The sequence below is a fragment of the Acinetobacter sp. ANC 5378 genome (assembly GCF_013004315.1).
In the GTDB taxonomy this organism is placed as follows: Bacteria; Pseudomonadota; Gammaproteobacteria; order Pseudomonadales; family Moraxellaceae; genus Acinetobacter.
The window spans coordinates 1-24989 of record NZ_JABERK010000009.1 but is presented as its reverse complement, the minus strand read 5'-3'; the positions used below and the strand labels follow the sequence as shown (position 1 = coordinate 24989).

At 40.0% G+C, this 24989-nt stretch carries 28 protein-coding genes and 1 pseudogene; 5 read left to right on the top strand and 24 right to left on the bottom strand.

Annotated features, from left to right (window positions below):
• Positions 1-272 precede the first annotated feature (272 nt).
• The 3 genes from HLH16_RS02175 (at position 273) to HLH16_RS02165 (ending at position 3502) form a co-directional block, all read left to right on the top strand.
• Entirely contained in the window at positions 273-1502 is a 1230-nt protein-coding gene (locus HLH16_RS02175) for a beta-ketoacyl synthase N-terminal-like domain-containing protein (RefSeq protein ID WP_131291184.1), read from the top strand.
• 70 nt (positions 1503-1572) lie between these two features.
• A complete protein-coding gene (locus HLH16_RS02170; RefSeq protein ID WP_171528062.1) occupies positions 1573-2025 on the top strand; it encodes a CopD family protein in 453 nt (150 codons plus the stop codon).
• Positions 2026-2377: 352 nt separating this feature from the next.
• Entirely contained in the window at positions 2378-3502 is a 1125-nt protein-coding gene (locus tag HLH16_RS02165) for a hypothetical protein (protein ID WP_171528061.1), read from the top strand.
• 113 nt (positions 3503-3615) lie between these two features.
• Here the strand turns inward: HLH16_RS02165 and HLH16_RS02160 are convergent, their stop codons facing one another.
• The 4 genes from HLH16_RS02160 to HLH16_RS02145 all read right to left on the bottom strand — a co-directional run bounded on the left by HLH16_RS02160 (position 3616) and on the right by HLH16_RS02145 (position 7985).
• On the bottom strand, positions 3616-5055 hold the full coding sequence (locus HLH16_RS02160; RefSeq protein ID WP_171528060.1) for an amino acid permease: 1440 nt from the start codon (positions 5053-5055) through the stop codon (positions 3616-3618).
• Between the two features lie 137 nt (positions 5056-5192).
• The gene (locus tag HLH16_RS02155; protein WP_214646594.1) at positions 5193-5552 is read right to left on the bottom strand and encodes a RidA family protein; all 360 of its coding nucleotides are present in this window, start codon (positions 5550-5552) and stop codon (positions 5193-5195) included.
• A 38-nt stretch (positions 5553-5590) separates the two neighbouring features.
• Positions 5591-6688, bottom strand: a complete 1098-nt coding sequence (gene alr, locus HLH16_RS02150; RefSeq protein WP_171528059.1) for an alanine racemase — start codon at positions 6686-6688, stop codon at positions 5591-5593.
• Positions 6689-6725: 37 nt separating this feature from the next.
• Entirely contained in the window at positions 6726-7985 is a 1260-nt protein-coding gene (locus tag HLH16_RS02145; RefSeq protein ID WP_171528058.1) for a D-amino acid dehydrogenase, read from the bottom strand.
• A 137-nt stretch (positions 7986-8122) separates the two neighbouring features.
• Between HLH16_RS02145 and HLH16_RS02140 the strand changes: the two genes are divergently transcribed.
• On the top strand, positions 8123-8587 hold the full coding sequence (locus HLH16_RS02140) for an Lrp/AsnC ligand binding domain-containing protein (RefSeq protein WP_086197651.1): 465 nt from the start codon (positions 8123-8125) through the stop codon (positions 8585-8587).
• A 60-nt stretch (positions 8588-8647) separates the two neighbouring features.
• Here the strand turns inward: HLH16_RS02140 and HLH16_RS02135 are convergent, their stop codons facing one another.
• Positions 8648-9292 carry an HAD-IA family hydrolase gene (locus tag HLH16_RS02135; RefSeq protein ID WP_171528057.1) on the bottom strand — a complete coding sequence of 215 codons (645 nt, stop codon included), beginning with the start codon at positions 9290-9292 and terminating at the stop codon, positions 8648-8650.
• A gap of 101 nt (positions 9293-9393) precedes the next feature.
• On the opposite strand from HLH16_RS02135, the gene HLH16_RS02130 reads away from it, so the two are divergent.
• Positions 9394-10161: a hydroxymethylpyrimidine/phosphomethylpyrimidine kinase gene (locus HLH16_RS02130; RefSeq protein WP_171528056.1), complete on the top strand. Its 768-nt coding sequence runs from the start codon at positions 9394-9396 to the stop codon at positions 10159-10161.
• 160 nt (positions 10162-10321) lie between these two features.
• On the opposite strand, the gene HLH16_RS02125 is transcribed toward HLH16_RS02130, so the two are convergent.
• The 19 genes and pseudogenes from HLH16_RS02125 to acnD form a co-directional block, all read right to left on the bottom strand.
• Complete coding sequence (locus HLH16_RS02125) at positions 10322-10657, bottom strand: YegP family protein (protein WP_171528055.1); 336 nt, start codon at positions 10655-10657, stop codon at positions 10322-10324.
• 250 nt (positions 10658-10907) lie between these two features.
• A complete protein-coding gene (locus HLH16_RS02120) occupies positions 10908-11267 on the bottom strand; it encodes a 5-carboxymethyl-2-hydroxymuconate Delta-isomerase (protein ID WP_171528054.1) in 360 nt (119 codons plus the stop codon).
• A 249-nt stretch (positions 11268-11516) separates the two neighbouring features.
• On the bottom strand, positions 11517-11858 hold the full coding sequence (locus HLH16_RS02115; RefSeq protein ID WP_086194609.1) for a zinc ribbon domain-containing protein YjdM: 342 nt from the start codon (positions 11856-11858) through the stop codon (positions 11517-11519).
• 95 nt (positions 11859-11953) lie between these two features.
• The gene (locus HLH16_RS02110) at positions 11954-12301 is read right to left on the bottom strand and encodes a DUF488 domain-containing protein (protein WP_171528099.1); all 348 of its coding nucleotides are present in this window, start codon (positions 12299-12301) and stop codon (positions 11954-11956) included.
• Positions 12302-12321: 20 nt separating this feature from the next.
• The gene (locus tag HLH16_RS02105; RefSeq protein ID WP_171528053.1) at positions 12322-12768 is read right to left on the bottom strand and encodes an SRPBCC family protein; all 447 of its coding nucleotides are present in this window, start codon (positions 12766-12768) and stop codon (positions 12322-12324) included.
• Positions 12769-12974: 206 nt separating this feature from the next.
• Positions 12975-15383 carry an AI-2E family transporter gene (locus tag HLH16_RS02100; RefSeq protein WP_350643830.1) on the bottom strand — a complete coding sequence of 803 codons (2409 nt, stop codon included), beginning with the start codon at positions 15381-15383 and terminating at the stop codon, positions 12975-12977.
• Between the two features lie 275 nt (positions 15384-15658).
• Positions 15659-16039, bottom strand: a complete 381-nt coding sequence (locus HLH16_RS02095) for a ribonuclease E inhibitor RraB (RefSeq protein ID WP_171528052.1) — start codon at positions 16037-16039, stop codon at positions 15659-15661.
• Positions 16040-16189: 150 nt separating this feature from the next.
• Positions 16190-16570: an SNIPE associated domain-containing protein gene (locus HLH16_RS02090; protein WP_502707630.1), complete on the bottom strand. Its 381-nt coding sequence runs from the start codon at positions 16568-16570 to the stop codon at positions 16190-16192.
• A gap of 9 nt (positions 16571-16579) precedes the next feature.
• Entirely contained in the window at positions 16580-17191 is a 612-nt protein-coding gene (locus HLH16_RS02085) for a hypothetical protein (RefSeq protein ID WP_171528050.1), read from the bottom strand.
• Between the two features lie 239 nt (positions 17192-17430).
• Positions 17431-18096, bottom strand: a complete 666-nt coding sequence (locus tag HLH16_RS02080) for an RluA family pseudouridine synthase (RefSeq protein ID WP_171528049.1) — start codon at positions 18094-18096, stop codon at positions 17431-17433.
• Positions 18097-18176: 80 nt separating this feature from the next.
• Entirely contained in the window at positions 18177-18890 is a 714-nt protein-coding gene (locus tag HLH16_RS02075) for an SIMPL domain-containing protein (protein WP_171528048.1), read from the bottom strand.
• Positions 18891-19034: 144 nt separating this feature from the next.
• On the bottom strand, positions 19035-19283 hold the full coding sequence (locus HLH16_RS02070; protein WP_171528047.1) for a DUF6868 family protein: 249 nt from the start codon (positions 19281-19283) through the stop codon (positions 19035-19037).
• A 637-nt stretch (positions 19284-19920) separates the two neighbouring features.
• Positions 19921-20187, bottom strand: a complete 267-nt coding sequence (locus HLH16_RS02065) for a hypothetical protein (protein WP_171528046.1) — start codon at positions 20185-20187, stop codon at positions 19921-19923.
• A gap of 125 nt (positions 20188-20312) precedes the next feature.
• The gene (locus HLH16_RS02060) at positions 20313-20534 is read right to left on the bottom strand and encodes a hypothetical protein (protein WP_171528045.1); all 222 of its coding nucleotides are present in this window, start codon (positions 20532-20534) and stop codon (positions 20313-20315) included.
• A 164-nt stretch (positions 20535-20698) separates the two neighbouring features.
• On the bottom strand, positions 20699-20869 hold the full coding sequence (locus HLH16_RS15610) for a zinc ribbon-containing protein (protein ID WP_350643128.1): 171 nt from the start codon (positions 20867-20869) through the stop codon (positions 20699-20701).
• A gap of 183 nt (positions 20870-21052) precedes the next feature.
• Positions 21053-21511, bottom strand: a complete 459-nt coding sequence (locus HLH16_RS15685) for a hypothetical protein (protein ID WP_250850212.1) — start codon at positions 21509-21511, stop codon at positions 21053-21055.
• Between the two features lie 484 nt (positions 21512-21995).
• Positions 21996-22082, bottom strand: a pseudogene (locus HLH16_RS15830) (hypothetical protein); the annotation flags it as partial.
• Positions 22083-22147: 65 nt separating this feature from the next.
• Positions 22148-22684: a hypothetical protein gene (locus HLH16_RS02045; protein WP_214646592.1), complete on the bottom strand. Its 537-nt coding sequence runs from the start codon at positions 22682-22684 to the stop codon at positions 22148-22150.
• A gap of 76 nt (positions 22685-22760) precedes the next feature.
• The coding region (gene acnD, locus HLH16_RS02040) for a Fe/S-dependent 2-methylisocitrate dehydratase AcnD (RefSeq protein ID WP_171528044.1) at positions 22761-24989 on the bottom strand (2229 nt) is incomplete at its 5' end.

Below are 24989 nucleotides of genomic sequence, written 5' to 3'. Positions count from 1 at the left end.
CCTCATTTTCAATTCTTACAATTGTTGATAAATACTAGGCACAGTCTAAGTTTATCTCAATATTAATGTGTATCTTTTAGTTAATTAAACCGGGTAATTTTCACAAATACACACAGAGGGAAATAGGCATAATATTTGCCATAAGAATTCAAAAATCTTTCTGCTATTATGAATGTAATTGAAATACATGAGTAAGGCACTGGGTTTTGCTTAAGGCAAACAATTCATTCAGCTGCATTTGCTCAAACCACTACCATATAAGGGATCTGTAGATGAAACGTGTTGTAATCACTGGCATGGGCATTAACTCATGTATTGGTAATTCTTTAGAAGAAGTAACAAATTCTTTGCAAAACGGTATTTCTGGAACACGTTTTAACCCAACTTATGCTGAACTCAACTTTAAAAGTCACGTAAGTGCAGCAGCAGAACAAAACTTTGACAATATCGACCGTAAACTAAAACGCTTTATGGGCGTTTGTGCGATGTATGCATACAACTCAGCCCTTGCTGCAGTCGAACATGCGGGTTTACAGGTTGAAGATTTAGCGGGCAACCCACGTTACGGTATTACCGGTGGTTCAGGTGGTGGTTCAACTGCTTCTGTTATTGAAATGAACGAATTATTGCAAACCAAAGGCGCACGTAAAGTTGGCCCTTTCTTTGTTCCTCGTAACATGACCAACACGATTACAGCAAACGTTGGCGTTGCATTCAAATTACAAGGTGTGGCGCATACCATTACCAGCGCATGTGCAACATCTGCTGATGCGATTGGTTATGCTTACAACCTGATCCAGTTGGGCAAACAGGATTTAATGCTTGCTGGTGGCGGTGAAGAAGATCACTGGTCACAAAGCTTGTTGTTTGATGCCATGGGTGCACTTTGCTCTAAATACAATGACACGCCTGAAACAGCTTCTCGCCCATATTCTGCTGACCGTGACGGTTTTGTGATTGCGGGTGGTGGCGGTTTCGTGGTGCTTGAATCACTTGAACATGCACAAGCTCGTGGCGCGAACATCTTAGCTGAAGTTGTTGGTTATGCTGCAAACAGTGATGGTGCAGACATGGTTGCGCCAAGTGGTGAAGGTGCAACACGCTGTGTGCTTATGGCTTTAGAAGAAGCAAAACAGCACGGTGTAGATAAAATTGACTATGTAAACACACATGGTACATCTACCCCTGCGGGTGACGTGACTGAACTTAAAGCGATGGAACGTGCATTCGGTGAAGGTCAAGTTCCTCCATTAAGTTCAACCAAGTCGATGACCGGTCACAGCTTAGGTGCAGCGGGTGTACAAGAAGCCATTTATTCAGTATTGATGATGCAAAATGACTTTATTGCGCCAAACATCAACGTGACTGAACTGGATGAAGGCGCAAAACCATTTGATATCGTGCTTGAAAAACGTGACACAAAATTGAATACTGTGATGAGTAACAGTTTCGGTTTTGGCGGTGTAAATGCCTGTCTTGTTTTCAAAAAATGGGAAGGCTAAGCTAAGAATTGTTGATCATTCGGAAACGGATGATCAACTTCTGCCACACTGCCCTTAAAAGGGTGAATAGATGGATGCTCCTTCTAATGCTTTCTTGTGGGTAAAAGCATTACATATTATTGCTGTAGTTTGCTGGTTCGCCGCTTTGTTCTACTTGCCACGTTTATATGTTTATCATGCGATGAGTGAGGATGCCACAAGTCATCAACGTTTCCAGATTATGGAACGCAAGTTGTATCGCGGCATCATGTGGCCGGCAATGCTTGCCACCCTTATCACGGCGCACTTCTTGGTAGATTGGGGTGATGCAACTCGGCATTACCATGAAGCACTCTGGTTTTACCTGAAAGTTGGATTGGTCGGTTTACTGGTGATTTACCATTTAGTCTGTGGTTATTACCGTAAAAAACTGATGTTCGATGCACATTACAAATCACACAAGTTTTGGCGTTACTTTAATGAAATGCCCACGCTGATTCTATTTGCAGTGGTCATTTTAGTGGTGGTTAAACCTACCTTCTAATCCAAATGAAAAAAATAAAAATCCCCGATCAGTCGGGGATTTTTATGTCCGAGATTCTAGATTTTTACACAGCTATCCTGTTTTAGATTTAACTCAGGCAATTTATGTTTGGGATATGGCAGTTCTATACACAACTTCCCCTCTTTCTGAAAATAACGTTACTTATATCTTGAAGCTTTAATTGCTTTATTTTCACTCAAACTTAAATATAATATATTAAAAATCAAAATACTATAAAAAATGAAATTCAGCTCACTTATATACAGCAAAAAGAGATTATTCTGGAAAATTCAGAACGTATTCTTTTTCTTAGTAAAAGAAAAACAAGATCATGAAAAATAAAAGGTCAGCTATGCAAGAATTTCCATCAGCAGAACTTAAAACAGCGACGATGCCAGAAAATCAAAAATTGTATTTGGATGCCGTCAAAAACTTTAAAAAATTGCATGACCCAAAGATCAAGTTTTATCAAAAAATTAAATCTATCTTTCATTGGGTTATTGCTATTGGAGCTCTTTATATTTTGTGGAATTCTAATGATCCACAAAGGAATATTTTTTTGCTCTTCCTTTTGTTATTCACCTTAAATGAAATTAAAGGCTTACGAATTTGGCTATATGTTCGAAAAACAAGAAACCTATATGGTGAAAAATATCTAAAAACATTCGGTAAGATCACTCAAGTTTCAAAATATGATGCAAAGTTAAAACAGCTTGAAATTGAGTTTGAGTTTTATGGTTTAGAAAATCAGTCCCATAAAAAGAAATTTAATATTGCCTATCCCGATTTCTTAAGTTTTCAACCCCTAGATATTAAATCTGAATTACTCGTAGGCCAATCGGTTGAAGTGTGTCTTACTCCTGATTTTGCATTACTGCTACAAATACGGGCTTATCATAAAAATCCTGATGAACTACCAATTCTAACTCATCACTTTCATAATCATCCGCTATGGCAACGGCATGAAAACTACCTATTACACCCAAGTTATTTTTATCCTGAATCTATGTTGTCGATTTATTTTTTCCGCGATGAATATACAGGGGATTTTCAGCTTGTATTTAAAGGTTTAGATCAAGACTTTAGTGTCTATTCAACTTCACCGAATTTGGAACAAATCGAAAATTATATTTTCGCATCCTATTCAGATTTCTTTATGAAACATGATGGATTGCAGCCTGCTTACAATAAATACCGACAGCTAAAGTTTAGCAATGAACCAACCCATGTTGAACTCTGGAAGACTCCAACCACCCCAATATCGAATCAAGAGATTCAGGCATTTATAAACCAGAATAAAAGACGTGCATTGTTATGGATGATTTCTTGTTTGCTTATCATCCTTTTATCATCTATCACAGTTTCAGTCTTCGCTAGTCTTAGCTTATCTCTTCTCTGCCTTGGTATATATTCAATTTATTTTGAATATGCTTCTCATCAAAGTAAGTTTTATCAGCGATGCGTACCCCAGCTTTAATCAATTGAATAATTCTTTCGTTTTTTTAGAAAATAGATGGAGGAAGATTCACAAATCATTCTGATCACAATAAAAAATCCCCGATCAGTCGGGGATTTTTTATTGTTAAAGCTTTATGCCTCTACACTTTCTACACTACGCTTTCGTATACGTGGCAAATACAATACACGATAAGTCACCGCCAGAATTAACAGCCACAATGGACTGATCGTCAGGGCACGCAAGGTATCGGCTTCCAGACTTAAAATAATCAAAGTAAAGAACAAGAATATTAGTACCACATAGGACATCCAGATTCCGCCCGGCATTTTAAAGGTTGACTTGGCATGCAGCTCCGGACGCAGTTTACGGTAACGGATATAGCACACCATGATGATGCTCCAGATACTGATAAACAAAATCACGCACAGCGAACTTGCTAAAGTAAAAGCCTCAACCGTATTCGGCACAAAGTATTGCAGTGCTGCACCCGCCATAATAAAGGCACAAGAGAACAATAAACCTTTTGCAGGCACGGCACGCTTGGACAACTGCGCCAACTTTTGGGGTGCCTGCCCTTCTCGAGCCAAACCGAACAGCATGCGCGATGTTGAAAACACACCACTATTCATGGATGACATGACCGATGACAGCACCACCAGATTCATGATAATGGCTGCTACACCAATGCCTGCATGCATAAACAGCGACACAAACGGGCTTTGATCCGCAGGAATCTGGTTCCACGGTGTTACTGACATCACGATGAATAGCGACAAAACATAGAACAAAATAATCCGGGTGGGAATGGCGTTGATTGCTTTAGGCAGGTTCTTTTCTGGGTCTTGGGTTTCTGCTGCCATGGTTCCAATCAGTTCCACACCCACAAAAGCGAATAAGGCAATCTGAAAACCCGCCAGGAATCCGCTGCCGCCTTGCGGGAACATGCCACCATGTGACCAGACATTGCTAAAGCTGGCAAATGAACCACTTGGTGCATGAAAATGGTTAAACACCATAAAACCACCAATACCAATCAGCCCGAGAATGGCCAAAATCTTGATAAGGGCAAACCAGAATTCAATTTCACCAAACAGACGCACGGCAAGCATATTAATGCCGAGCACCAGCAACACACAGGCCACGCTAATCATGGCCTGTCCGGATGGGGTAAAGGCCATACCTTCAGGCAGCCAGAAGCCTAAATAGTTGATAATGGCGGCCAGATCCGCGATGCCAACCAGTACCCAACCGAGCCAGTACGACCAGCCAATATAGTAGCCTGCACCTGGGCCAATCAGGTCATGCGCCATGTCGATAAAGGATTTGTAATGCAGATTAGACAGTAAAATTTCACCCAATGCTCGCATCAGGAAAAAGAACATGGTACCAATGATCATGTAGATCAATAAAATTGAAGGCCCAGCCAGGGAGATGGTTTTGCCTGAGCCCATAAACAGGCCTGTTCCAATCGCGCCACCAATGGCAATGAGTTGCAGGTGACGGTTGGACAGTTTTCGTTGTAATTCATGCGAGGATGCCTGGGCATCGTCTGCTCGTGGTCTAGTGGTCATAACTGAACATCCTTTTAACATACGATTGCGTGTAAACCATGTGCTTTACATTGCCAGTCATCCCAACCAGCAACATTTACACGCTAGGCAACAAAGCAGTCGCAACCGCTTTGCTGCCATATGGGGAGATTTTTACATTAAGGCTGTGCCGCCGTTACAGCAATTTCAATCAACCAGTCCGGATTGACTAGATCGGCCTGAATGGTGGCACGTGAAGGAGGAGTACAACCTTTCATCCAGTCAATCCAAATGGCATTGACAGTTGAAAAGTCAGCGAGATTTTTAATATAAAGCTGTGCAGACAGCAGCCGGGATTTATCCGTTCCAGCCAAAGCCAGCAGTTCATCAATCGTGGCTAAAATTTCACGGGTTTGGCCGGCCACATCATTATCGGTATTTTTCGGCACCTGTCCAGAAAGATAGACCACCTGATTAAATACCGTCACAGCGCTCATGACATCATTACTGTTGAATTTTTGAATGTTGTCAGCTGACATATACATTTCCTTATATGAATGGTTTGATTTTTGAAGATTTAATCTTGAACAAAATTGACTCTGGCCGTGACTGCACACATCAGCTCATAGCCAATGGTGCCTGAACCTGCTGCGACCTCATCAATACTCAGCACAACGCCTTGGGAGGATTTCCCCCATAACACCACCTCACTACCCACATCCGCATCAGGAATAGTGGTTAAATCGACTGCCAGCATATCCATACTGACGCGGCCGATTAAATGGCTGCGCTGGCCATTCACCAATACTGGCGTTCCAGTTTTGCTCAGACGCTGATAGCCATCGGCATAACCGCAAGCTACGATGCCAATACGCATCTCCTGTTCAGCAACAAACCTCGAGCCATAACCCACGCTATCACCCGCTTTAAGCTGTTGAACAGCAATGATTTCACTGCGTAGGCTCATCGCAGGCTGCAAATTCCAGTCATCAATTGTATGTGCAGGGAAATCGGGAGAACTGCCGTACAGCATGATGCCGCTACGGATCACATCTGAATTTAAATCTGCATGGCGAAGAATGGCAGCACTGTTACATACGGAACGTGCGCCCGGTAAATCATGTGTGATGGCATCGAAGATTTGACACTGATGTTCAATACCAGAACGGCCCAAATGTTCACCATCTGCATCCGAGAAATGCATCATGTGAGTGATGCTTTGAACATTATTCAGTTGAGATAAGCGTTGCCAGATATCACGATAATATTCAGCCACAAAACCTAAACGGTTCATGCCGCTGTTCATTTTTAAATACACATCAAACTGCGCTGCTCTGGGGAATCGGGCCAACCATTCAATTTGATATTGACTATGAAGGGTAAAACTCAAATTCAGCTCATCACAGTCAAACAGGTCTTGCTCGGAAAAAATGCCTTCAAGCAATAAGATGGGTCCTTTCCAGCCTAAGGCACGAATACGTCTGGCTTCGGCAATATCTAACAGTGCAAAACCGTCTGCCTGCTTAAATGCCTCATACACGCGCTCAATGCCGTGACCATAGGCATTGGCTTTCACTACCGCAAAGACCTGGCTTTGCGGCATTTTTTGACGTGCAATAGAGAGATTATGCTGCAGTGACTGGCGATGAATCACTGCAGTTATAGGACGTGGCATGTTTCTTCTTCCTTGAATCTATATGTCCGAATATGTCTTAGGCAGCTGAAGGATAACGCTGTATCGACAAGCCTTCGGTACTGATGCCCGGTTGATGATTCATCACCAAGTCACTGATGAGCTTGCCTGAACCGCAGGCCATGGTCCATCCCAGCGTGCCGTGACCGGTGTTAAGGAACAGGTTTTTGAAACGCGTTGCGCCGATAATCGGGGTAGAGTCCGGTGTCATTGGACGCAAACCGGTCCAGAATGTGGCTTCTGCAAGGTTTCCACCTGGGAATAAATCTTTGGTGACCATTTCCAAAGTTGCACGGCGATCCTGATTCAAGCCATGATTAAAACCACTCAGTTCAGCCATGCCACCGACACGGATACGCTGATCAAAACGGGTAATCGCAATCTTGTAAGTCTCATCCAGCACTGTAGACTGCGGTGCAGATGCAGGGTCGATAATTGGAATGGTGAGTGAATAGCCTTTCACCGGATAAACCGGCAAATTCAGGTTCAGTGGTTTTAAGAAATCACGTGAATAACTGCCAAAGGCCAAAACATAACGGTCTGCGGTGAGGACTTGTCCATTTACCACCACACCTTTGATGTCATCACCTTCAACCACCAGTTTTTCAACGTTTTGGTTGAACTTAAACTCTACACCCAGCTCTTTGGCCAAGTTTGCCAGTGCATTGGTAAATAGGTAGCAGTCGCCGGTTTCATCATTTGGCAAATGCAGGCCACCGACCAGTTTATCTTTGGCAAATTCCAAGGCAGGTTCCACTTTGGCCAGATCATCTTTGAGCAGGAGTTCATGCTCCACACCACATTCTTTTAACACCTGAATGTCACGTTGAACCATGTCCAATTGCGCTTCATTACGAAAAACTTGCAATGTGCCTTTAGAACGGTTTTCATAGTGAATGCCGGTCTCTTTGCGCAGCTCTCTGAGGCAGTCACGGCTATATTCCGCTACCCGGGTCATGCGCTCTTTATTAATTGCATAACTGTGTGGATTGCAGTTCTTCAGCATCTGTGCCATCCAGTTCAGCTGCCACATGCTGCCGTCGATATTAATCGCTAAAGGAGCATGATGCTGGAACATCCACTTGACAGCTTTAAATGGAATACCGGGTGCTGCCCATGGCGTCGAATAACCCGGTGAAACCTGACCTGCATTGGCAAAACTGGTTTCTTCAGCAGGACCCGCTTGACGGTCCAGGACAGTAACGGTTGCTCCCTGTTGTGCGAGGTAATACGCACTTGCAACCCCGATTACACCACTACCTAAGACAATTACACGCATTGCTTATCCCTAACGCATATTAGTTTATTTAACTAGTATATTTTTTGATTGATAGTTTATTTCACTGTTTTAAGCACTATAATCTAGGCAATTTGATAGTTTTGTCGCGAAAAAATTCTAAAAAAAGGAAAATCATAATGCGTAAATTGGATCGTATAGATCAGCAGATTCTAGATATTTTGCAGCGCGATGGACGGATTGCCATCAGCGAATTGGCATCTCGGGTCAACCTGTCCACCACCCCCTGTTCGGAACGGGTCAAACGCCTGGAACGCGATGGCATCATCATGGGCTATTACGCGCGGCTGAACCCGCAACTGGTCGATCGCAACTTGCTGGTATTTTTAGAAATCAAACTATCGGCCAAATCAGGCGATGTGTTTGATCAGGTTGCACGCGATTTGGTGGAAATTCCTGAAGTTTTGGAATGTCATCTGATTTCGGGTGAGTTTGATTATCTGGTAAAAGCACGCTTAAAGGAAATGAGTGCCTATCGACGTCTTTTGGGTGATCTGCTGAAAAAGCTTCCCTCCTCCGCTTCCTCACACAGTTATATTGTCATGGAAGAAGTGAAGGAAAGTTTTTATCTGGACCTACGTTAACAGTCCCAAAAGCTTGATTCAGGGGAGATACTAAAGGAACTAATTGCTTGTATTGAGTGATCAAAAAAATTGAAGCAGATCGGAAAATTTGGCTATCCGTGCTTTAGGTTTTGCCTGAGTAAGCTCTACATCAGAACCATAACCATAGTCCACTGCGATGGTGTCTATACCATTGCTGCGAGCACCAAAAATATCATGCTCACGGTCACCCACCATCACACATTCAGCTGGATCTAACTTTTCCTTTTCAAGGATATAGGCAATCAAATCGCCCTTGTTGGTACGCTCACCATTCAGCTCGCTGCCATAAGCATATGTAAAATATTGCAGCAGATCAAAATGTTCTAAAATCTGCTTGGCATAGATTTGAGGTTTTGCCGTAGCCAAATACAAACGGAAACCTTTTTGCTGCAAGGTTTGCAAAGTTGCAGCTACATCTTCAAAAACATGATTTTCATACAAGCCGGTCACAGCAAAACGTTCCCGATAGCCCATCAAGGCCTGTTCAGCCAAAACATCATCCACCGGCACATTTAAAATTTTCGCCAAAGATGCCTGCAAAGGTGGACCAATAATCCAGTCAATATTGACATCATCGGCAATGGGATGACCAATTTTATTTAAACCGTAACGCGCACTGGTGGTAATACCCAATTTTGGATCAGTTAATGTTCCATCTAAATCAATCAAAATATTTTTAATCACAGACTGACCCTTCAACTTAAATTTTTACTTAACAAATACTATCGAGACTTGGCTCAAAGTTGCCTATACTAACGTAAATTTAGTGATTTAAGGACATCATTGTGCGCCCTACTGTACTTTGCTTTTCTGGTTTAGATCCATCGGGTGGAGCTGGCTTGCAGGCAGATATTGAAGCGATTGGTCAAAGTGGTGCACATGCAGCAATTGCCTGTACTGCCCTCACCATTCAAAACTCGCAACAAGTCTTTGGCTTTGAAGCGACATCAAAAGAATTATTGATGGCTCAGGCCAATGCAGTGGTGGGTGATTTACCGATTAAATGCGTGAAATCAGGCATGTTAGGCACTACAGATAATATTGCAGCTTTAGCAGAATTTTTACGCGAACATCCTGAATATCTCTATGTGCTCGATCCAGTACTGGTTGCCAATAGCGGGGGTTCACTGGGCAATCAAGAAACACTGGTCAAAGCTTTTGTCGAACTGATTCCACTTGCCACAGTTTTGACACCTAATACAGTAGAGCTTCGTGCATTAACCGGTATTGAAGATATTGACCAGGCCACTGCAAAACTCTTTGAAATGGGTGCTCAAGCCGTTTTAGTCAAAGGCGGACATGAAGATACGCCGGACTATATCCGCAATGCTTTATATATGGATGGTAAATTAGTTTCTGAAACCAGATGTCCACGCCTTGAAGGTGAATACCATGGTTCAGGTTGCTCATTGGCCAGTTTTATTGCAGGTCGTTTGGCACAAGGTGATGATTTAAAACAAGCCGTGAATCATGCAGAAACCTGGCTGTTTGGAGTACTTAAAAAAGCAGAAACTCCGGTGCCCAATGGGCAGAAAATTCCTAAGCGCTTCTAAAAAATATTATGTTGATAAACCTGATCATCAACTGACTTTATGTCGTATGAGATCAGGTTTTTTTTTGCACTCATTTTAGTCGCTAAAATCTGGGTTTTATGGTGCTCCTAAAAAATAAAGCATGTATAAATACATGCTTTATGATGCACATCATTTGAAACTAGGCAATCAGTTCTTTGATTTTGGTCGTAGAGCCATTATTTTTGACTGACTCTATGCCTTTCTCACGTGATTGCTCACTTGAATAAAATTGACTGCGACCAATAATCTGATAATTCGCAGCTTTTAAGTTGAAATAAGGCTTACCATTTTTCGCTTGCAGGCGCTCATAACGGCTATCATCTAGACTATTTCTCTGAACCGATTCAATGCCAACCTGTGCAGAAGCTTTTGCCTTATATAATTCACTGCTCAGAATCACTTCCCCATTTCCAGCTTTTAACACAAAGCAATATTGCCCATCATTTACTTGACTAATTTCATACCATCCCGCCATATAAAAACCCCTTTATTATTTTTAAATTTATAAAAACATCTTATTTTTAGTTTTGAAAACATATGGTTGCTTTATAAAATATAAATAATTTTTAGCTTTTTAATGTGGCTGTTTTGTAATCATCAACATCTCTATCTAGATGGAATAAATGTGCGTTTTTTACAAAGGTAAATTTGGCTTAAATTTATGCAATAAAAAATAAAGATCAAGAGAATAAGAGGAGACCTAGTCTCTTGATCACTATTCAGATCTAGATAACTTTCTTAGAATAAGTGGCTTTCTGCATTTCCAAAATTTCCACACAAATCTGTAAGCTCGTTTGGCTTTGTTTGGGCAAATGCTGCTCGAGTGTGGTTAATAACAATTGTGAAATTTCCTGTTGTAATTCCACACTGCGTCCAGTCAATAAAGAGACTTTGGCATGTACATAAGCTTGTGACGCATCCCCAAAACCAATGACATAATCATGCTGGCAAATGGCACGACTTTTCACATCATTCGCAGAGCCTACATATGCGCCTTCTACTAAGGCTTTGTTCAATGCAAGCAGGATAGGTTTGGTTTCCAGATTTTCAATATTGTCTGAATATTCCAGATGGATGTGTGGCATAACAAAAATTCTTTCAGATGATTGCGGTTGTTATACCATGTCATTTACTCAATCATAAAGGCAATGAATCAATGTTTAATCAACAGTGCCGCTGTTTATAAAAGAAAGAATCAGAATGACCACACCCTTTGCATAAAACTGAATCTAGAAATATCTATCCACAAAAATAACGGTTCTCAAACTAATTCTAGCCTGATAAAAAAGCCCTAGCATTTCAGCTAGAGCTTTCTGATTTTTAATCTGTGTGAATTAAGCTTTTTTCACAAATTCAGATTTTAATTTCATTGCACCAAACCCATCAACTTTACAATCAAGATCATGACCATCACTTGAGTCAGGTAATAAACGAATGTTTTTCGCTTTGGTTCCCACTTTAATCACAGATGAAGAACCTTTAATTTTCAAATCTTTAATCAGGGTAACAGTATCGCCATCGGCAAGGACATTGCCATTTGAGTCTTTAATAATCGTTGCTGCTTCAGCGCTGCTTTCGCCCTCTTTCCACTCATAAGAGCATTCTGGACAAATCAGTAAATCGCCATCTTCATAAGCATATTCTGAATTACATTTTGGGCAATTTGGCAAAGACATAAAAAACCTCAAAAACTCTACTATAGCATTTTACGAGTCAATCTCTCGCTTAAACCCCTATTTATTTCATGGAATAAAAGTAGGCAAGATTAATTTTAATTCTCTTCTAAAACCTGTTTGAGTACAATCACATGGTTATAGTCTTTACTTTTTGCAGCGGTAATTAAAGTGACTTGTTCCTGTTTAGCCATCTCTCTAATTTGCTGCAGCATCTTCGCTTGCTCAACAAGTTCCGCTCTATAGCACTGTTGAAAGACCTCCCAATGTTCGGGATCGTGCGCGTACCATTTTCGAAGTTCAGTCGATGGCGTAATTTCCTTGGGCCATAGATCAATTTTAGCCTCTTCCTTTTTGATGCCTCTGGGCCAAAGTCGATCGACTAGAATCCGTTTGCCATCTGAGGGTAAAACTTCAGCATAGGCACGTTTGATTTGAATCTGCATCGCATTCATTGCATTCACTTCTATTGATCCGGTATTTCAGGAGTAACCAATAAAGTGAGCAGTTGCAATGATTCCTGCCATCCCAAATAACAGGCTTCTACTGGTATCACATCTGGTATCCCGGATTGGGTGATATAAACTTCGGTTCCTACAGAAACAGGGTTGAATTGAATAGTGACTTCAATTTGACCCGGTAAGTTCGGATCATCAAATTGGTCGGTATAACGTAACAATTGGTTAGGAATAATTTCATGATAAGTTCCAGCAAACGACTGGCTTGAACTGGTAGAAAAATTACTAAAGGACATTTTATAGGTGCCACCCACTTTCGCATCTAAATGATGAACTTTTGCGGTAAAACCATGCGGTGCCATCCATTTCACCAAGGCATCAGGATCAATAAAGGCTTTAAATACCCGTTCTGGTGGTGCGCTAAATACACGGTGAAGTTTGACAGTATTAGGCATTTCTTGTTCCTTGCTTTTTGTTGTTTTATTTCTTCAGTCTAAGGCTGTTGGTCTATAATTATGTATGGCTTTGGTATGGGTCTGATTATTTTTTTCATAAATGAGCATGTGAAATTCACAATTTTTTTATCATTAAAAAGATACGGATGAACGTGTTTAGCTGACCAACCCGCTTTAGCCTGTATAATTCCAAGCGATAACATTCGTCAGCTTGATAAACCTTGAGTAGGCTCTGCCTGTTGCAACTTTGCAATTTCTTCTAACTTTTGTGCCTGCGCCCTGTCATTACTTAACGTCTGAATTAAATCTTCTGCAAGCTGGTTCAATAAAACCAAATCATCTTCACTCATATGCCGAATCTGTTTATCCAAAATACATAAACTGCCTAATACCAAGCCTTGCTTATTGCGCAAAGGTACACCAGCATAAAACTTGATTTTATTTTTATTCAACTCGGGGTTGTGGCTAAAACGTGGATCTCGGTCTATATCCTCAATAATCAGTGCTTCATTTTGATGAACCAAATGGGTACAAATGGATTCTTCCCGAGGAATGCCCGCTTCTATCGGATTCTGATTTTCATCCGCCAGCGGGCTGGCTGGGGTATTCACCCATATTTCATCGACCAAGGAAATTTGCGCATACTTCACATTAAATGCCTGGCAGGCTTCTTCAATATATTGCTGATAGATTAATAAAGTTTCAGGTTGAAGTAATTGCAATTCGTGCAAAGCAGCCAAACGTTCTGGTTCATTTTCAGCAAGCAATTCACGTGCGGGGTTTTCACCTTGTTGTAGCATCAAGGCATCAATACTCAGCATCAATTCATTCACCGTGGATACTACAGCATCCGGTTGAAAACGGTTTTGAATCTCATCCCGTAGTTCATCGCTGACATTGCCCCATGTGGCAAAAATAATTTTTGTATTCGGCAGGCGTTTGCGGATGCGATGATTCAACAAGCGAATTTGTGCCAAAGGCTGCTGATGAAATATAGAAATGCATATCACCTGAACATCTTCTGATAATGACTCAAACACATCTATTTTTGATTGAATCAATACTTCACTATGACTTTGCGCTGCAATTTTTCTTAGGCTTAAACCATGTGCCAACATGGAAGATGTCAGCACATCAATTTCCCAACGTGCTCCCAGGCACACCACTTGTATTGGATCTCCTGTCTTTGGACTCGGATACTTGTGTTGAAAATCATGATTAAACAACTTCAAGCCTTGATGCATTCTTAAACGATGTTCCGCGCTTGCTTCAGTACTATGCCCTTGTGAAAATAAACGAATGGCTGGGATGGCGACATCATCATAAAAGCTATTTACCTTACGAACCACAACTTCCTCACTGGGCTTTTTCGGTAATTTTTGTTCAATATAATCCTCTGCAACTTCAAGGGCATCATCTACATCATCAGCAACCAAGCGCTGGTAAAACCGTTCCGGTGGCGTGAGTACAGGTTCACTACCAATCAGGATTTTAATAAATCCCAATGCCGGAATATAATTGGACAATACCAATAAACACGCCGTCAATGGGGTTGAGAGAATCAGTCCAGCAGGCCCCCATAGCGTGGTCCAGAATGTCGCCGCAAGAATAATCGCCAAAGTGGAAAGACCGGTACTTTCTCCATATAACCACGGTTCAATCACATTGTTACTAATCAATTCCAGTAACAGAATCAGCCCAATCGTCCAGAGCACCATATTCCAGCCTGGATCGACTGCAAATACCAAGGTAATGGGAAATAAGGCCGAGATCATTGGACCGACATAAGGTAGAAAGCGCATTCCTATCGCTACAATTCCCCACATCATGGCAGCAGGCACGCCAATCAGCCATAAGCCCAATGCCATGGGAAGACCATAAGTCACATTTACCAACAACTGCATCCGCAAATAGGTTCCAATCCGATCTGCGGCCTCATCCAGTGCATCTGTACCGACATTTAAATTACCACCCAGCAATTTCAACAAACGGTCATGCAAATCCTTGCGACTCAGTAAAATCAGCACTACAAACAGAAAAACAATCCCTATTGTCGCTAAGGGATGAAGAATTTTCGCACCCCACTGTATTGCAGTTTCAGTGGTGCTGGATTCCTGCCCCACCACCTCTACCTGTTGCACACCCTCTTTTTTCTCAGTTGGGGTAACCTGCTGTATCGAACTTTCAACCGTATCGATGGTCCTGATAGCACCGTCCCATACACTGGGTCCAGAAGTAAAACTTTTTAGCGAATCGAGTTTTTGTTTAATGGTGTCCTGATATTGCGGCAACTCCTGGCTTAAATTCCCCAGTTGATAACCGAGATAAGTTGCAGCCCCACCCAAGACACTTAAGGCAAATAGCACCACAAGTGCAATCGATGGCAGTTGCGGTAAGCCCCATTTTTTTAAGCGTGATACTAAAGGTTCAAGTAAAAATGCTAGTAGCACCGACAGCGCCAAAGGAATCAGAATATCTTTTCCAAAATACAGGGCTAAAATAATCAGTACAGCAATCACAAATCCCGCCATTACACGTAAAACATGCTTGGTCTGAGCTTCATCATTTACTGGAGGGGATGGAGATTCCGAATTTAGAGTTTTTTCCTTATTCACGTTAATATCCTTATTATTTTTACCCTTCTCTGTATATTTAAGATTTTATGTGCTGAAATTCTACAGAGTTACTGTAAGTAAAATCCTTATTAGCCTCATACCCTTTTCAGTTCAAGCCCATTATGTTTTATTTTTTGCCAAATATTAGGACATTAAAAAACCCTAACCGTTTGCACCGTCAGGGTTTTCTGGTATTTCATTCAACAGGACTTAGTATGACTTCAGCTCTACTAGAATCCAGACACTATTTTTAGATTATTATTCAATCATTTGAATTAACTTTGAAGTTCATCTTCCATGTCTTCATCGTCATAGACATATGCCATACAACCCCAGCCATCGTATTCACCGCCGTGTTGTTCAGCAATTTTAGTGAACCATTCTTCAATATCGACGATGTCTGAATAGTCAGGTTCCATATACACATAAATAGTGATAATCCACTCTAGTGTATCGGCCTCTTCATCTTCAAACAGGCTGATTTTTTGTTCTTCTTTCAGCAAATAAAGCGCACATTTTTCAGCTTGCTCTTGTGTTTGAAAAGCAATCGAAAATTCAATTTCATGCGCTTCCGTCAGATCATCACCATCTTCAGCCATTTGCCAAAGTACGTTACCATTTTCGTCATCTGGGAATTGTTCAAAATCGCGTGTCATGGAGAGTTTCCTTATCATAATCATTTAAATCTATATCATTGTACGCAGATTAGCTCAAGTTTGTTTCAGTTTGGCGATTTAAAAGATCCATTCTCTTGCTCATTCATTAAAGTATATTTTTATTTTATCCACTCAAAACTATACCCTTCATTAGCCTTCCATCATGTGCACTTGCATTTGAGTTTGCTGTTCTTGTTGGTTTTCTTTGAACTCCAAAACCAATGCTGCAAACTTCAATTCTTCTAAACGCAAGCTTAAAAATGACTCATGAATCCGTGCATAACTAAATGCCGCACCATAATGATTGATCAGAATAAAATCATCTTGAAGCGATTGAATAAGCTCACCCAAATTGTCATGCCGTAAGCGTGATAAATATAAGTCAGCTTTACTGTTAAAAACATGGGTCACCAAAGCAATAGCTGAAAGACGGCGCTTTTCTTCAACATAATCACAATCACCAACACTATGATGATCAATGGCATTTTTTATTTTACGACGAACTTCTTCTAAATGAAGTGCTGAATCTATATGGTCATATCAGTCGATCAATTCATCCAAGAGTGTATGAGCAGGAAATAAATACTCAGTGCCATAACCATTAATTTTATGTTCTAGTGCTCGCGAAATGGCGGTTAAATTTTGCTGTTGCATGGCCTGATTATAGAAACCATGTAATTGTTCTCGGGCTTCTATTTCCAGTTTCTGCTTGCTATTTTTTTCATAACTGTCCAGATAATGCCTCACTTTCTCAATATAAGCTTTCATACCCAATAGCAATGACTCTGCTTCAATTTTGGTCGCTTCCACAAAGTTCTCAACTTGGTTTTGTCGTTCGGCTACATACTGTTCAATGTTTAAAATATGTTGAAACTGGCTGAGTTTTTCAACCTTATTCCTTAAAATTCCCGCCTCTGCACGAAGCCTATTTAATTCATGATACAGCTCATCATTTTTTTGTTCATATGCAGCCAAATTTTTTCGTGCGTGATCCAGATTGGCTTGTAAAGACTCCAGATTAGCCCGTTTGTCTTTGACCAGTTTCATTGCACGATAAAGCAGTACTGCTAAAATAATTATTGTTATGACAGCTATGACTGATAGGTAAATCATTATTATTATTCCAAAAGCTCCACTTTCTACACTAGTCATTTTCCGGTCGATTTTCAATCGCCAAAACTAGGGATATTATTTCTATTTGTATCCCATAAACTTGATAAATAAATATAAAAAAAACTATATTTTTCAAATTATTAATTATTTAACAATATTTTAAATTTTCTTATTTTTTATCCCTAACTTCAGCTCGTATAGATGCTGCTCATTCCAACCGATGCACCCTAAATCAATATACACTTCGTATCATGCAGCGTTGTATTTTCATACCTAAATCAAAACGGCACCTTACCTTTAATTTCAACATTCGCCCCCGTGAATGGTTGCTTAAATGCCAAATAACTTGCATGTAAAGCCATACGTTTTAATGGACTTTGGTAGGGTTCTGGGTGATACAACTTATCACCAGTAATCGGATGTCCAATATATTGCATATGCACCCGGAGTTGATGCGAACGTCCAGTAATAGGTGTAAGCAATACACGGGTAATATCCTCAGCTTCAAAATAATTCAAAGCTTGATACAGGGTTTTGGCAGCTTTTCCCAACTCAAAATGCACTATTTGACGCGGACGATTTTCCCAATCGGTTATCAGTGGAACTTCGACACTTCCCTCATCTTCAAGCTTGCCTTGTACCAAAGCGATATAGTTTTTCTTTACCGTCCGCGCCTGGAACATTTTACTCACCGCCACTTCTGCATCACGGTGTTTGGCAAACATCAGAATACCCGAAGTTGCCATATCTAAACGATGGGTGATTTTGGCATGGGGATATTTTTCCAAAACACGCAAATAGGCACTGTCATGGTGTTCAGGCAAACGTCCCGGAACGGACAACAACCCTGCAGGTTTTTCTATTACCACCAGATCTTCATCTTCATAAATGATAGAAAGTGCTTCTTGTGGCGGCATATAAACAAAGTTGTCGTTGATAGGCATGAGGATACAGCGTTGGGGAGAATGGGCGAAAATAACAAGCTCAGATTAGAGTGTCAATTAATATAGGCGAACCTATCGCTTTAATCCGCAAGATAATAATCGACCGTTGAAACCACACGTACTTTTTTCAAATACGGCGTATTGCTGTCCCGATCTTCAATACTAAACAGCCCCTGATTGGCTGATTTAATTTTTCCTAAACTGCTTTTAGAATCTGCGGCGAATTTTTCTGCAACACTGCGTGCATTTTCGGTGGCTTGCTCAATCATGGCAGGTTTGATGTCATTGAGTTTGGTATATAAATATTCGGTTGTTTGCCCAGAATCATCTCCGCCAAAGGCAATACCTTTTTTACCCAAAGCCACCAGGCGACTTTGTGCAGCACGTACTGCATCTATTTTGTGGGTATACACAGTTATGGTTTGATTTGCGGTATAGCGTAGTGCGACATTTTCATTCCCCCCATATTGCTGGGCATATTTATCCGTAATACTTGGTGAAGCTGTGGTAATTTCCTCAGCAGTAAAACCTTCACTTTTTAAAAATGCCTGAATTTGCTGGGTGTTTATTTCCATGCTGTCGTACAACTGCGTCAGGTCTTGACTGGCAGAGCTAAAGCGAATCGGCCAAACCGCAACGTCGGCTTTCACTTCACGTTCAGACAAACCCTTGACCGAAACAATGCGTTCATATTGTTTAATTTTAAGTGCGCTACTGCCTAAAATCCATCCCGCAATAACCATCCCCAAGCAGATAAAAATGCCTAAAATAAGTGCCGGTTTGAGCTGATTCATCTGACTAAACTCCTTTTAGTTATGACTTTAATTTAGATTTTTCAGTTTTTATATGTAATGCAACATTATGAAAATATTGATTAAATTATTGTGATAGTAGTGCATTTTACTTTGTATTTAAGATTTTAAGATGGTTTTTAAATTTTAACTTTTATCCATAAAATATAAAGTAATTAGAGGCACTAAATTAAACAGTAAAATGCCAATTTTATAGACTGCCATCCCTCCATAATGAATTGCATCGAAGGTCGTATCTGACAGATTGAACCATTTCCCATGTACTTGTTTAATCCAGTCACGGGCAAAAATAATCGCCAAAAACCAGATCATTAATATGATGTAATTGATCAGTACGGAAGAAAGTAAAAAACGAAACCAAAAATCGAGATTCATATTGATTCTCTGCGTGGTAGCTTATGATTTCTAAAATAACAGATTTGATATACTGAAATGAGTTGCTGATTTGTATCTACATTTTTCGGTTTAAAATCTATTGTATGATTATGATTTTTAATTTATTTTTATATTTTTATTGTTTTTTATTCGGTAGAGAATTTTTTAGGGTGTTAGGGAAAACATATTGTTTAACTTCAACAATTATAGCTTTGTAAGCGATAACCTTATGCCTATAAACTCGTGATCTATAGCGTCCTAAGCCGAATCGAGACCTTTTGGGTAAGTACTACACTCACGTTATACGCAACTGGTAGCAATCTACTCTTTTCGATCCCTGTCACACCCTTGAGATATAATTTACCAAGTTAGGCTCGGGATTATTTCCCTAAGAAAAGCCAATTTAAATATTTTCTGGAAATTATTTTCTTAAAAATTAATATTTACGAAATATTTAATCATAAGGTTATAAATTATCGCTTTTTATTGCGATTTATTCATATTTTTAGATAATTTTTACTTTCTCAATTTGCATTTCCCCATTCTTCCTTTGGCAGAGTCATACGCTTTATTTTTGTATGTTTAGCAATTGGTACACATGAGAATCTTCATGTTCCCATATACATGCCAATGACCGTTAAGAATTAAAGAAAGTGTCTTGAACTGCACCAGCAATAAACCACCATGCGCTGATGGCGACCATACCACACATCATATTGGCCAGTATTTTATTGCTTTTGCTGAGCTGGGAATTGTAGATTTTTAAGTTAATGAGATAAGCCAGTCCACCCAATCCACCGCCAATTAAGCCGCCAAATAGCACCAAGATAAAAGGCCAACCTGCAATTAAATGCACATATTTTGGTGTTTTTTCAATTTCCATTATTTCGCTGGCTTGTTCCATTTTAATTCTCCCTGCTGCTTTGTTAAATGTATTTTCCCCTTTGCTACGAGCATTTACCCTTGAGTCGATGCTCGCCACTCGGGCGTATTTATCAAGCAATATTTAAGCCATGAAATTGAGTTCTGCTATTTCATATAAAGTTGATGAACATTTTGATTGATATAAGCATTTAAGCCGTCGCCATACTGTGCCAGTTGTTTCATGTTTTCAACATGTTGATAGCCTTCACTGGCATAACTATAAGTATAGATTTTTGATTTTTTCTTGAATTGAACCCGAATAAATTCATTGCCGAGTTCATAATTGGCAACACCAGAGTCATGATTGAGATCAAGATAATGTTGCAACTGAACAGTCCTAAACACTATAAATTTAGGATTTTAGATGGGGGTAATTTGATTAATTCTCAAACAAACATCAGCTATAAATGGCTATGCTTAAGTAACAAAAAAGCCCTATCGAGTAATAGGGCTTTTATCTAAAACAGGGATCTCTGTTTTATGAATGTCGCTTAGGCAATGTTATTTTTAAATTCAGTGCCAAGGCATTTGGTACACGGGGGTAAACGGTCTGTACCAATTTCTAAGTAAACGCGATGTCCGCATTGAACACAAAAATAGAAACCTATTCCGGGTTTTTCGCCAGCAGTAACCATCTTTGTTCTCCATGTGTTTTTAGAAATGGTGCATCCAGTATAACCCTCTTATGATGATTGTCTATTGTCCATTTCGACAGATGATGGTGGCAGATAGGCAAAGAAAATATATACACATCAGATAACTACTTTTTATAAATATTTGCATATAAAAACTGCATATAATGAAAAACAAAAAGACACGACGTTAATATTTCAGCAATTTCATACTTAGACGGTAAATTTTCTATTATGAGCATATTCATTCCGTAATCTTCTTAATCTGCTTAAATTTCCCATCATAGAATCTGGAATTTTTTCCTGTTGTTTAATACTCAAAAACATTAGCAATAAAATACTTAGTTGATGTCCATAAGTAGCATTATTAGTTAAAAATTCTTCAACTTTTTTTACCCTAGCAAACTCTTTTAAAAACTCATCCATTATTCGATATATTATGTTTTCAATCGCAACATTTGCAGGCATAAAAACAGATAAATAATTACCATGTATATATTCTTCAAAAGCCTCCAATAAATTCAATAAAGTATTATCAAAATCATTCGGTACGAACCAACTTACAAGAACACTCACTGTTGTTGTCATCAACTGTTCGCTTTTATCAAAAGGTCTTGGATAAAGTAAAACCTTATTTTTTTTAAATCTTAATGTTGATGTATTACCATGCATTTCTATTGGAAATAAATTACCACCTTGAAGCGTATAATTAATAAATAGAATTCGTGCATTTGATGGAATTCCATAATTTTCGAAATCTAATTTTTTAGGGGTATTAGGCTCTATGACAAAATTAAAAATACTATTTTTACATCCAACATAAATCTAATGCGGCATTCTCCATAAAATTATCAAAGATCCCTTTCTTCACTACATCAAACCAATTAATATTTTTTTGACATGTCGGGCAGTCTGTAGGTTTATGTTGCATAAAATCTACAAAAATCGAAGATTCAAAATTTAGAAAATCGTTGCAATAAACACATGTAACAAATGGTGCAATAAAACCCTGCATTTAAAGGAAACTCAAAAAATCAAAAATGTACATTAAAGTATTTTATTGAATAACATCAATCACTTTAATTCTAATCCCTCCTTTTTAAAAGGAGGGATTTTCCCTTTGCTCCATATATGTCTCAAGGTCAAGGGATGTTTTCTAAACATTCCCTTCTAAAAAATCCTGTGCAAAACGCTGCAACACACCACCTGCTTCATATACATCTCCTTCTTCTTCCGTATCTAAAGACAGGTACAGCCATTTTTTAATTACAGTTTTGCTCAAAATTATGCGCTACTTGGAATCTAAATTTAAAGCAGAGTAAAGCTAAACTTAGTTCCTTCAATTACTTTGGAAATTACAAAATCAGGATTAATTTCCCTGAATTTATTTTCATTGATCAATTTTGCTAAATAATCATCTTCTACCGTAGGATGTAAACCTAAGCACCAAAGTGAACGCCCCGTAGTTGTACTTGAATCTCTAACTTTTTCATATTTTTCAATATCTTTAAGCATATAACGAATACAGTTCGAAGCATTTTCATGTTGCTTTATTTCTAATGGAATTGAGCTTTGTTTATATTTTTGACGAATTAGAAAATCAATTGAGCAGATATCTTTATCTTTAGACATTCTCTTATCTAATTCGTATCTTTTTTCTCTTTCGATCTCAGAAACATTAGGGTGGTTAAATAAAAATAACGCAAACTCAACTTGCAGCCATATTTCCCATCCCTTTATCTGATTGTCTAAAAATTGATTAAGTTTATAAACTATATCTTCTTGTTTAAAAAACTCTTGAGCCAACGTTGTTAAAAATTCTAAATCTTCTTTAAGCATTTTCATTTTAATCTATCTATAAAAAACCCCACTTCACAGTAGGGTTTTTTTCAAACAATATCAATAACTTTTAGAACAAAGTTTAAGCCACTTGCCCTTCTAAAAAGTCCTGTGCAAAGCGTTGTAATACACCACCCGCTTCATATACAGAAACTTCTTCTTCGGTATCTAAACGGCAAGTTACAGGCACTTCAACAATCTGTTCCTTACCATCATCTGTAGCACGTTCAATCACTAAAGTTAAAGTCGAACGTGGCGCAATATTACCAATCACGCTATATAGCTCTGTACCATCTAACTTTAATGTTTTGCGGTCTGTACCCGGTTTAAACTCAAGCGGCAACACGCCCATACCGACCAGGTTGGTACGGTGAATACGCTCAAAGCCTTCAGCAACAATCGCTTCCACACCAGCTAAACGCACACCTTTCGCAGCCCAGTCACGGCTAGAACCCTGACCATAATCCTTACCTGCAATAACAATCAAAGGCTGTTTACGGTTCATGTAAGTTTCAATCGCTTCCCACATACGCATCACTTCGCCTTCAGGCTCTACACGCGCTTTCGAACCTTGCTTCACCGTACCATCTGAACGACGCACCATTTCATTAAACAGTTTCGGGTTTGCCAAGGTCGCACGCTGTGCAGTTAAGTGGTCACCACGATGAGTTGCGTAAGAGTTAAAGTCTTCCTCAGGCACACCCATTTTCGCCAAATATTCACCTGAAGCGCTGTCCAACACAATCGCATTCGATGGAGATAAATGGTCGGTGGTGATGTTGTCACCTAAAATCGCAAGCGGGCGCATATTGCTTAAAGTACGCGGTGCAGCCAATGCCCCTTCCCAATATGGCGGACGGCGAATATAAGTACTTTGCGGACGCCAGTCATACAGTGGGCTTACCGATTTTTCTCGCTCACCCAAATCAAACATTGGAATGTAAACTTTACGGAACTGTTCAGGCTTCACTGATTTTTGAACCAATGCATCAATTTCAGCATCCGATGGCCAGATGTCTTTTAAGTAAATTGGATTACCATCTTTATCATTGCCAAGTGAATCTTTTTCGATGTCAAAACGAATTGTACCGGCAATCGCATAAGCAACCACTAACGGCGGAGATGCCAAGAATGCCTGTTTTGCATAAGGATGGATACGACCATCGAAGTTACGGTTACCTGAAAGTACCGCAGTTGCGTACAAATCACGGTCAATAATTTCTTGCTGAATTTTTGGATCAAGCGCGCCAGACATCCCGTTACAGGTAGTGCAGGCATACGCCACAATACCAAAGCCGAGTTTTTCTAAATCGTGCAATACACCTGCTTCTTCAAGGTAAAGTGCTGCTGTTTTAGAACCCGGTGCAAAAGATGATTTCACCCAAGGCTTACGGGTTAAACCTAGCTCATTGGCTTTACGAGCCAACAAACCTGCTGCAACAGTATTACGCGGATTTGAAGTATTGGTACATGAAGTAATGGCCGCGATAATCACCGCGCCATCCGGCATTAAACCATCGGTACGGTGTTCAACCACACCGGCAATGCCTTTTTCTTTCAGGTCAGCAGTCGATACACGCGCATGCGGATTTGATGGACCTGCAATATTACGGGTCACGGTCGACAAGTCGAAACGTAACACACGTGGATATTCTGCTTGTTTCATGTCCGATGCCCAAAGACCAATTTCTTTGGCATAAGTTTCAACCAGTTTCACCTGATCTGCTTCACGACCGGTTAAGGTGAGATAATCAATGGTGTTCTGGTCAATGTAGAACATCGCAGCCGTTGCGCCATATTCAGGGGTCATGTTGGAAATCGTTGCACGATCACCTACCGACATGCTGTCCGCACCTTCACCAAAGAATTCAAGATACGCACCCACCACACGTTCTTTACGCAAGAATTCAGTTAAAGCCAATACGATATCAGTTGCAGTAATGCCTGCCTGACGCTGACCAACCAGTTCCACACCAATAATGTCCGGCAGACGCATCCACGATGCACGACCCAACATGACATTTTCAGCTTCCAGGCCACCCACACCAATTGAAATCACGCCCAATGCATCGGTATGTGGTGTATGCGAGTCTGTACCCACACAGGTATCCGGGAAGGCAATGCCATCACGGTTCTGAATTACCGGTGACATTTTCTCCAGATTGATCTGGTGCATGATGCCGTTACCGGCTGGAATCACATCAACATTTTCAAACGCCGTCTTGGTCCATTCAATAAAATGGAAACGGTCTTCATTACGGCGGTCTTCAATAGCACGGTTTTTCTCAAACGCATCAGGATCGGAACCGCC

Bases quoted from the DNA above. Each gene is read 5' to 3' on its own strand.
- HLH16_RS02140 (WP_086197651.1), top strand. From the start codon at position 8,123: ATGCGTAAATTGGATCGTATAGATCAGCAGATTCTAGATATTTTGCAG.
- HLH16_RS02170 (WP_171528062.1), top strand. From the start codon at position 1,573: ATGGATGCTCCTTCTAATGCTTTCTTGTGGGTAAAAGCATTACATATT.
- HLH16_RS02175 (WP_131291184.1), top strand. From the start codon at position 273: ATGAAACGTGTTGTAATCACTGGCATGGGCATTAACTCATGTATTGGT.
- HLH16_RS02115 (WP_086194609.1), bottom strand. From the start codon at position 11,858: ATGTCTTTGCCAAATTGCCCAAAATGTAATTCAGAATATGCTTATGAA.
- HLH16_RS02120 (WP_171528054.1), bottom strand. From the start codon at position 11,267: ATGCCACACATCCATCTGGAATATTCAGACAATATTGAAAATCTGGAA.
- HLH16_RS15685 (WP_250850212.1), bottom strand. From the start codon at position 21,511: ATGCATGGTAATACATCAACATTAAGATTTAAAAAAAATAAGGTTTTA.
- HLH16_RS02165 (WP_171528061.1), top strand. From the start codon at position 2,378: ATGCAAGAATTTCCATCAGCAGAACTTAAAACAGCGACGATGCCAGAA.
- HLH16_RS02085 (WP_171528050.1), bottom strand. From the start codon at position 17,191: ATGACTAGTGTAGAAAGTGGAGCTTTTGGAATAATAATAATGATTTAC.
- HLH16_RS02160 (WP_171528060.1), bottom strand. From the start codon at position 5,055: ATGACCACTAGACCACGAGCAGACGATGCCCAGGCATCCTCGCATGAA.
- HLH16_RS02080 (WP_171528049.1), bottom strand. From the start codon at position 18,096: ATGCCTATCAACGACAACTTTGTTTATATGCCGCCACAAGAAGCACTT.
- HLH16_RS02045 (WP_214646592.1), bottom strand. From the start codon at position 22,684: ATGAAAATGCTTAAAGAAGATTTAGAATTTTTAACAACGTTGGCTCAA.
- HLH16_RS02065 (WP_171528046.1), bottom strand. From the start codon at position 20,187: ATGGAACAAGCCAGCGAAATAATGGAAATTGAAAAAACACCAAAATAT.
- HLH16_RS02070 (WP_171528047.1), bottom strand. From the start codon at position 19,283: ATGAATCTCGATTTTTGGTTTCGTTTTTTACTTTCTTCCGTACTGATC.
- HLH16_RS02125 (WP_171528055.1), bottom strand. From the start codon at position 10,657: ATGGCGGGATGGTATGAAATTAGTCAAGTAAATGATGGGCAATATTGC.
- HLH16_RS02110 (WP_171528099.1), bottom strand. From the start codon at position 12,301: ATGCAGATTCAAATCAAACGTGCCTATGCTGAAGTTTTACCCTCAGAT.
- HLH16_RS02105 (WP_171528053.1), bottom strand. From the start codon at position 12,768: ATGCCTAATACTGTCAAACTTCACCGTGTATTTAGCGCACCACCAGAA.
- HLH16_RS02075 (WP_171528048.1), bottom strand. From the start codon at position 18,890: ATGAATCAGCTCAAACCGGCACTTATTTTAGGCATTTTTATCTGCTTG.
- HLH16_RS02155 (WP_214646594.1), bottom strand. From the start codon at position 5,552: ATGTCAGCTGACAACATTCAAAAATTCAACAGTAATGATGTCATGAGC.
- HLH16_RS02095 (WP_171528052.1), bottom strand. From the start codon at position 16,039: ATGACACGCGATTTTGAACAATTCCCAGATGACGAAAATGGTAACGTA.
- alr (WP_171528059.1), bottom strand. From the start codon at position 6,688: ATGCCACGTCCTATAACTGCAGTGATTCATCGCCAGTCACTGCAGCAT.
- HLH16_RS02145 (WP_171528058.1), bottom strand. From the start codon at position 7,985: ATGCGTGTAATTGTCTTAGGTAGTGGTGTAATCGGGGTTGCAAGTGCG.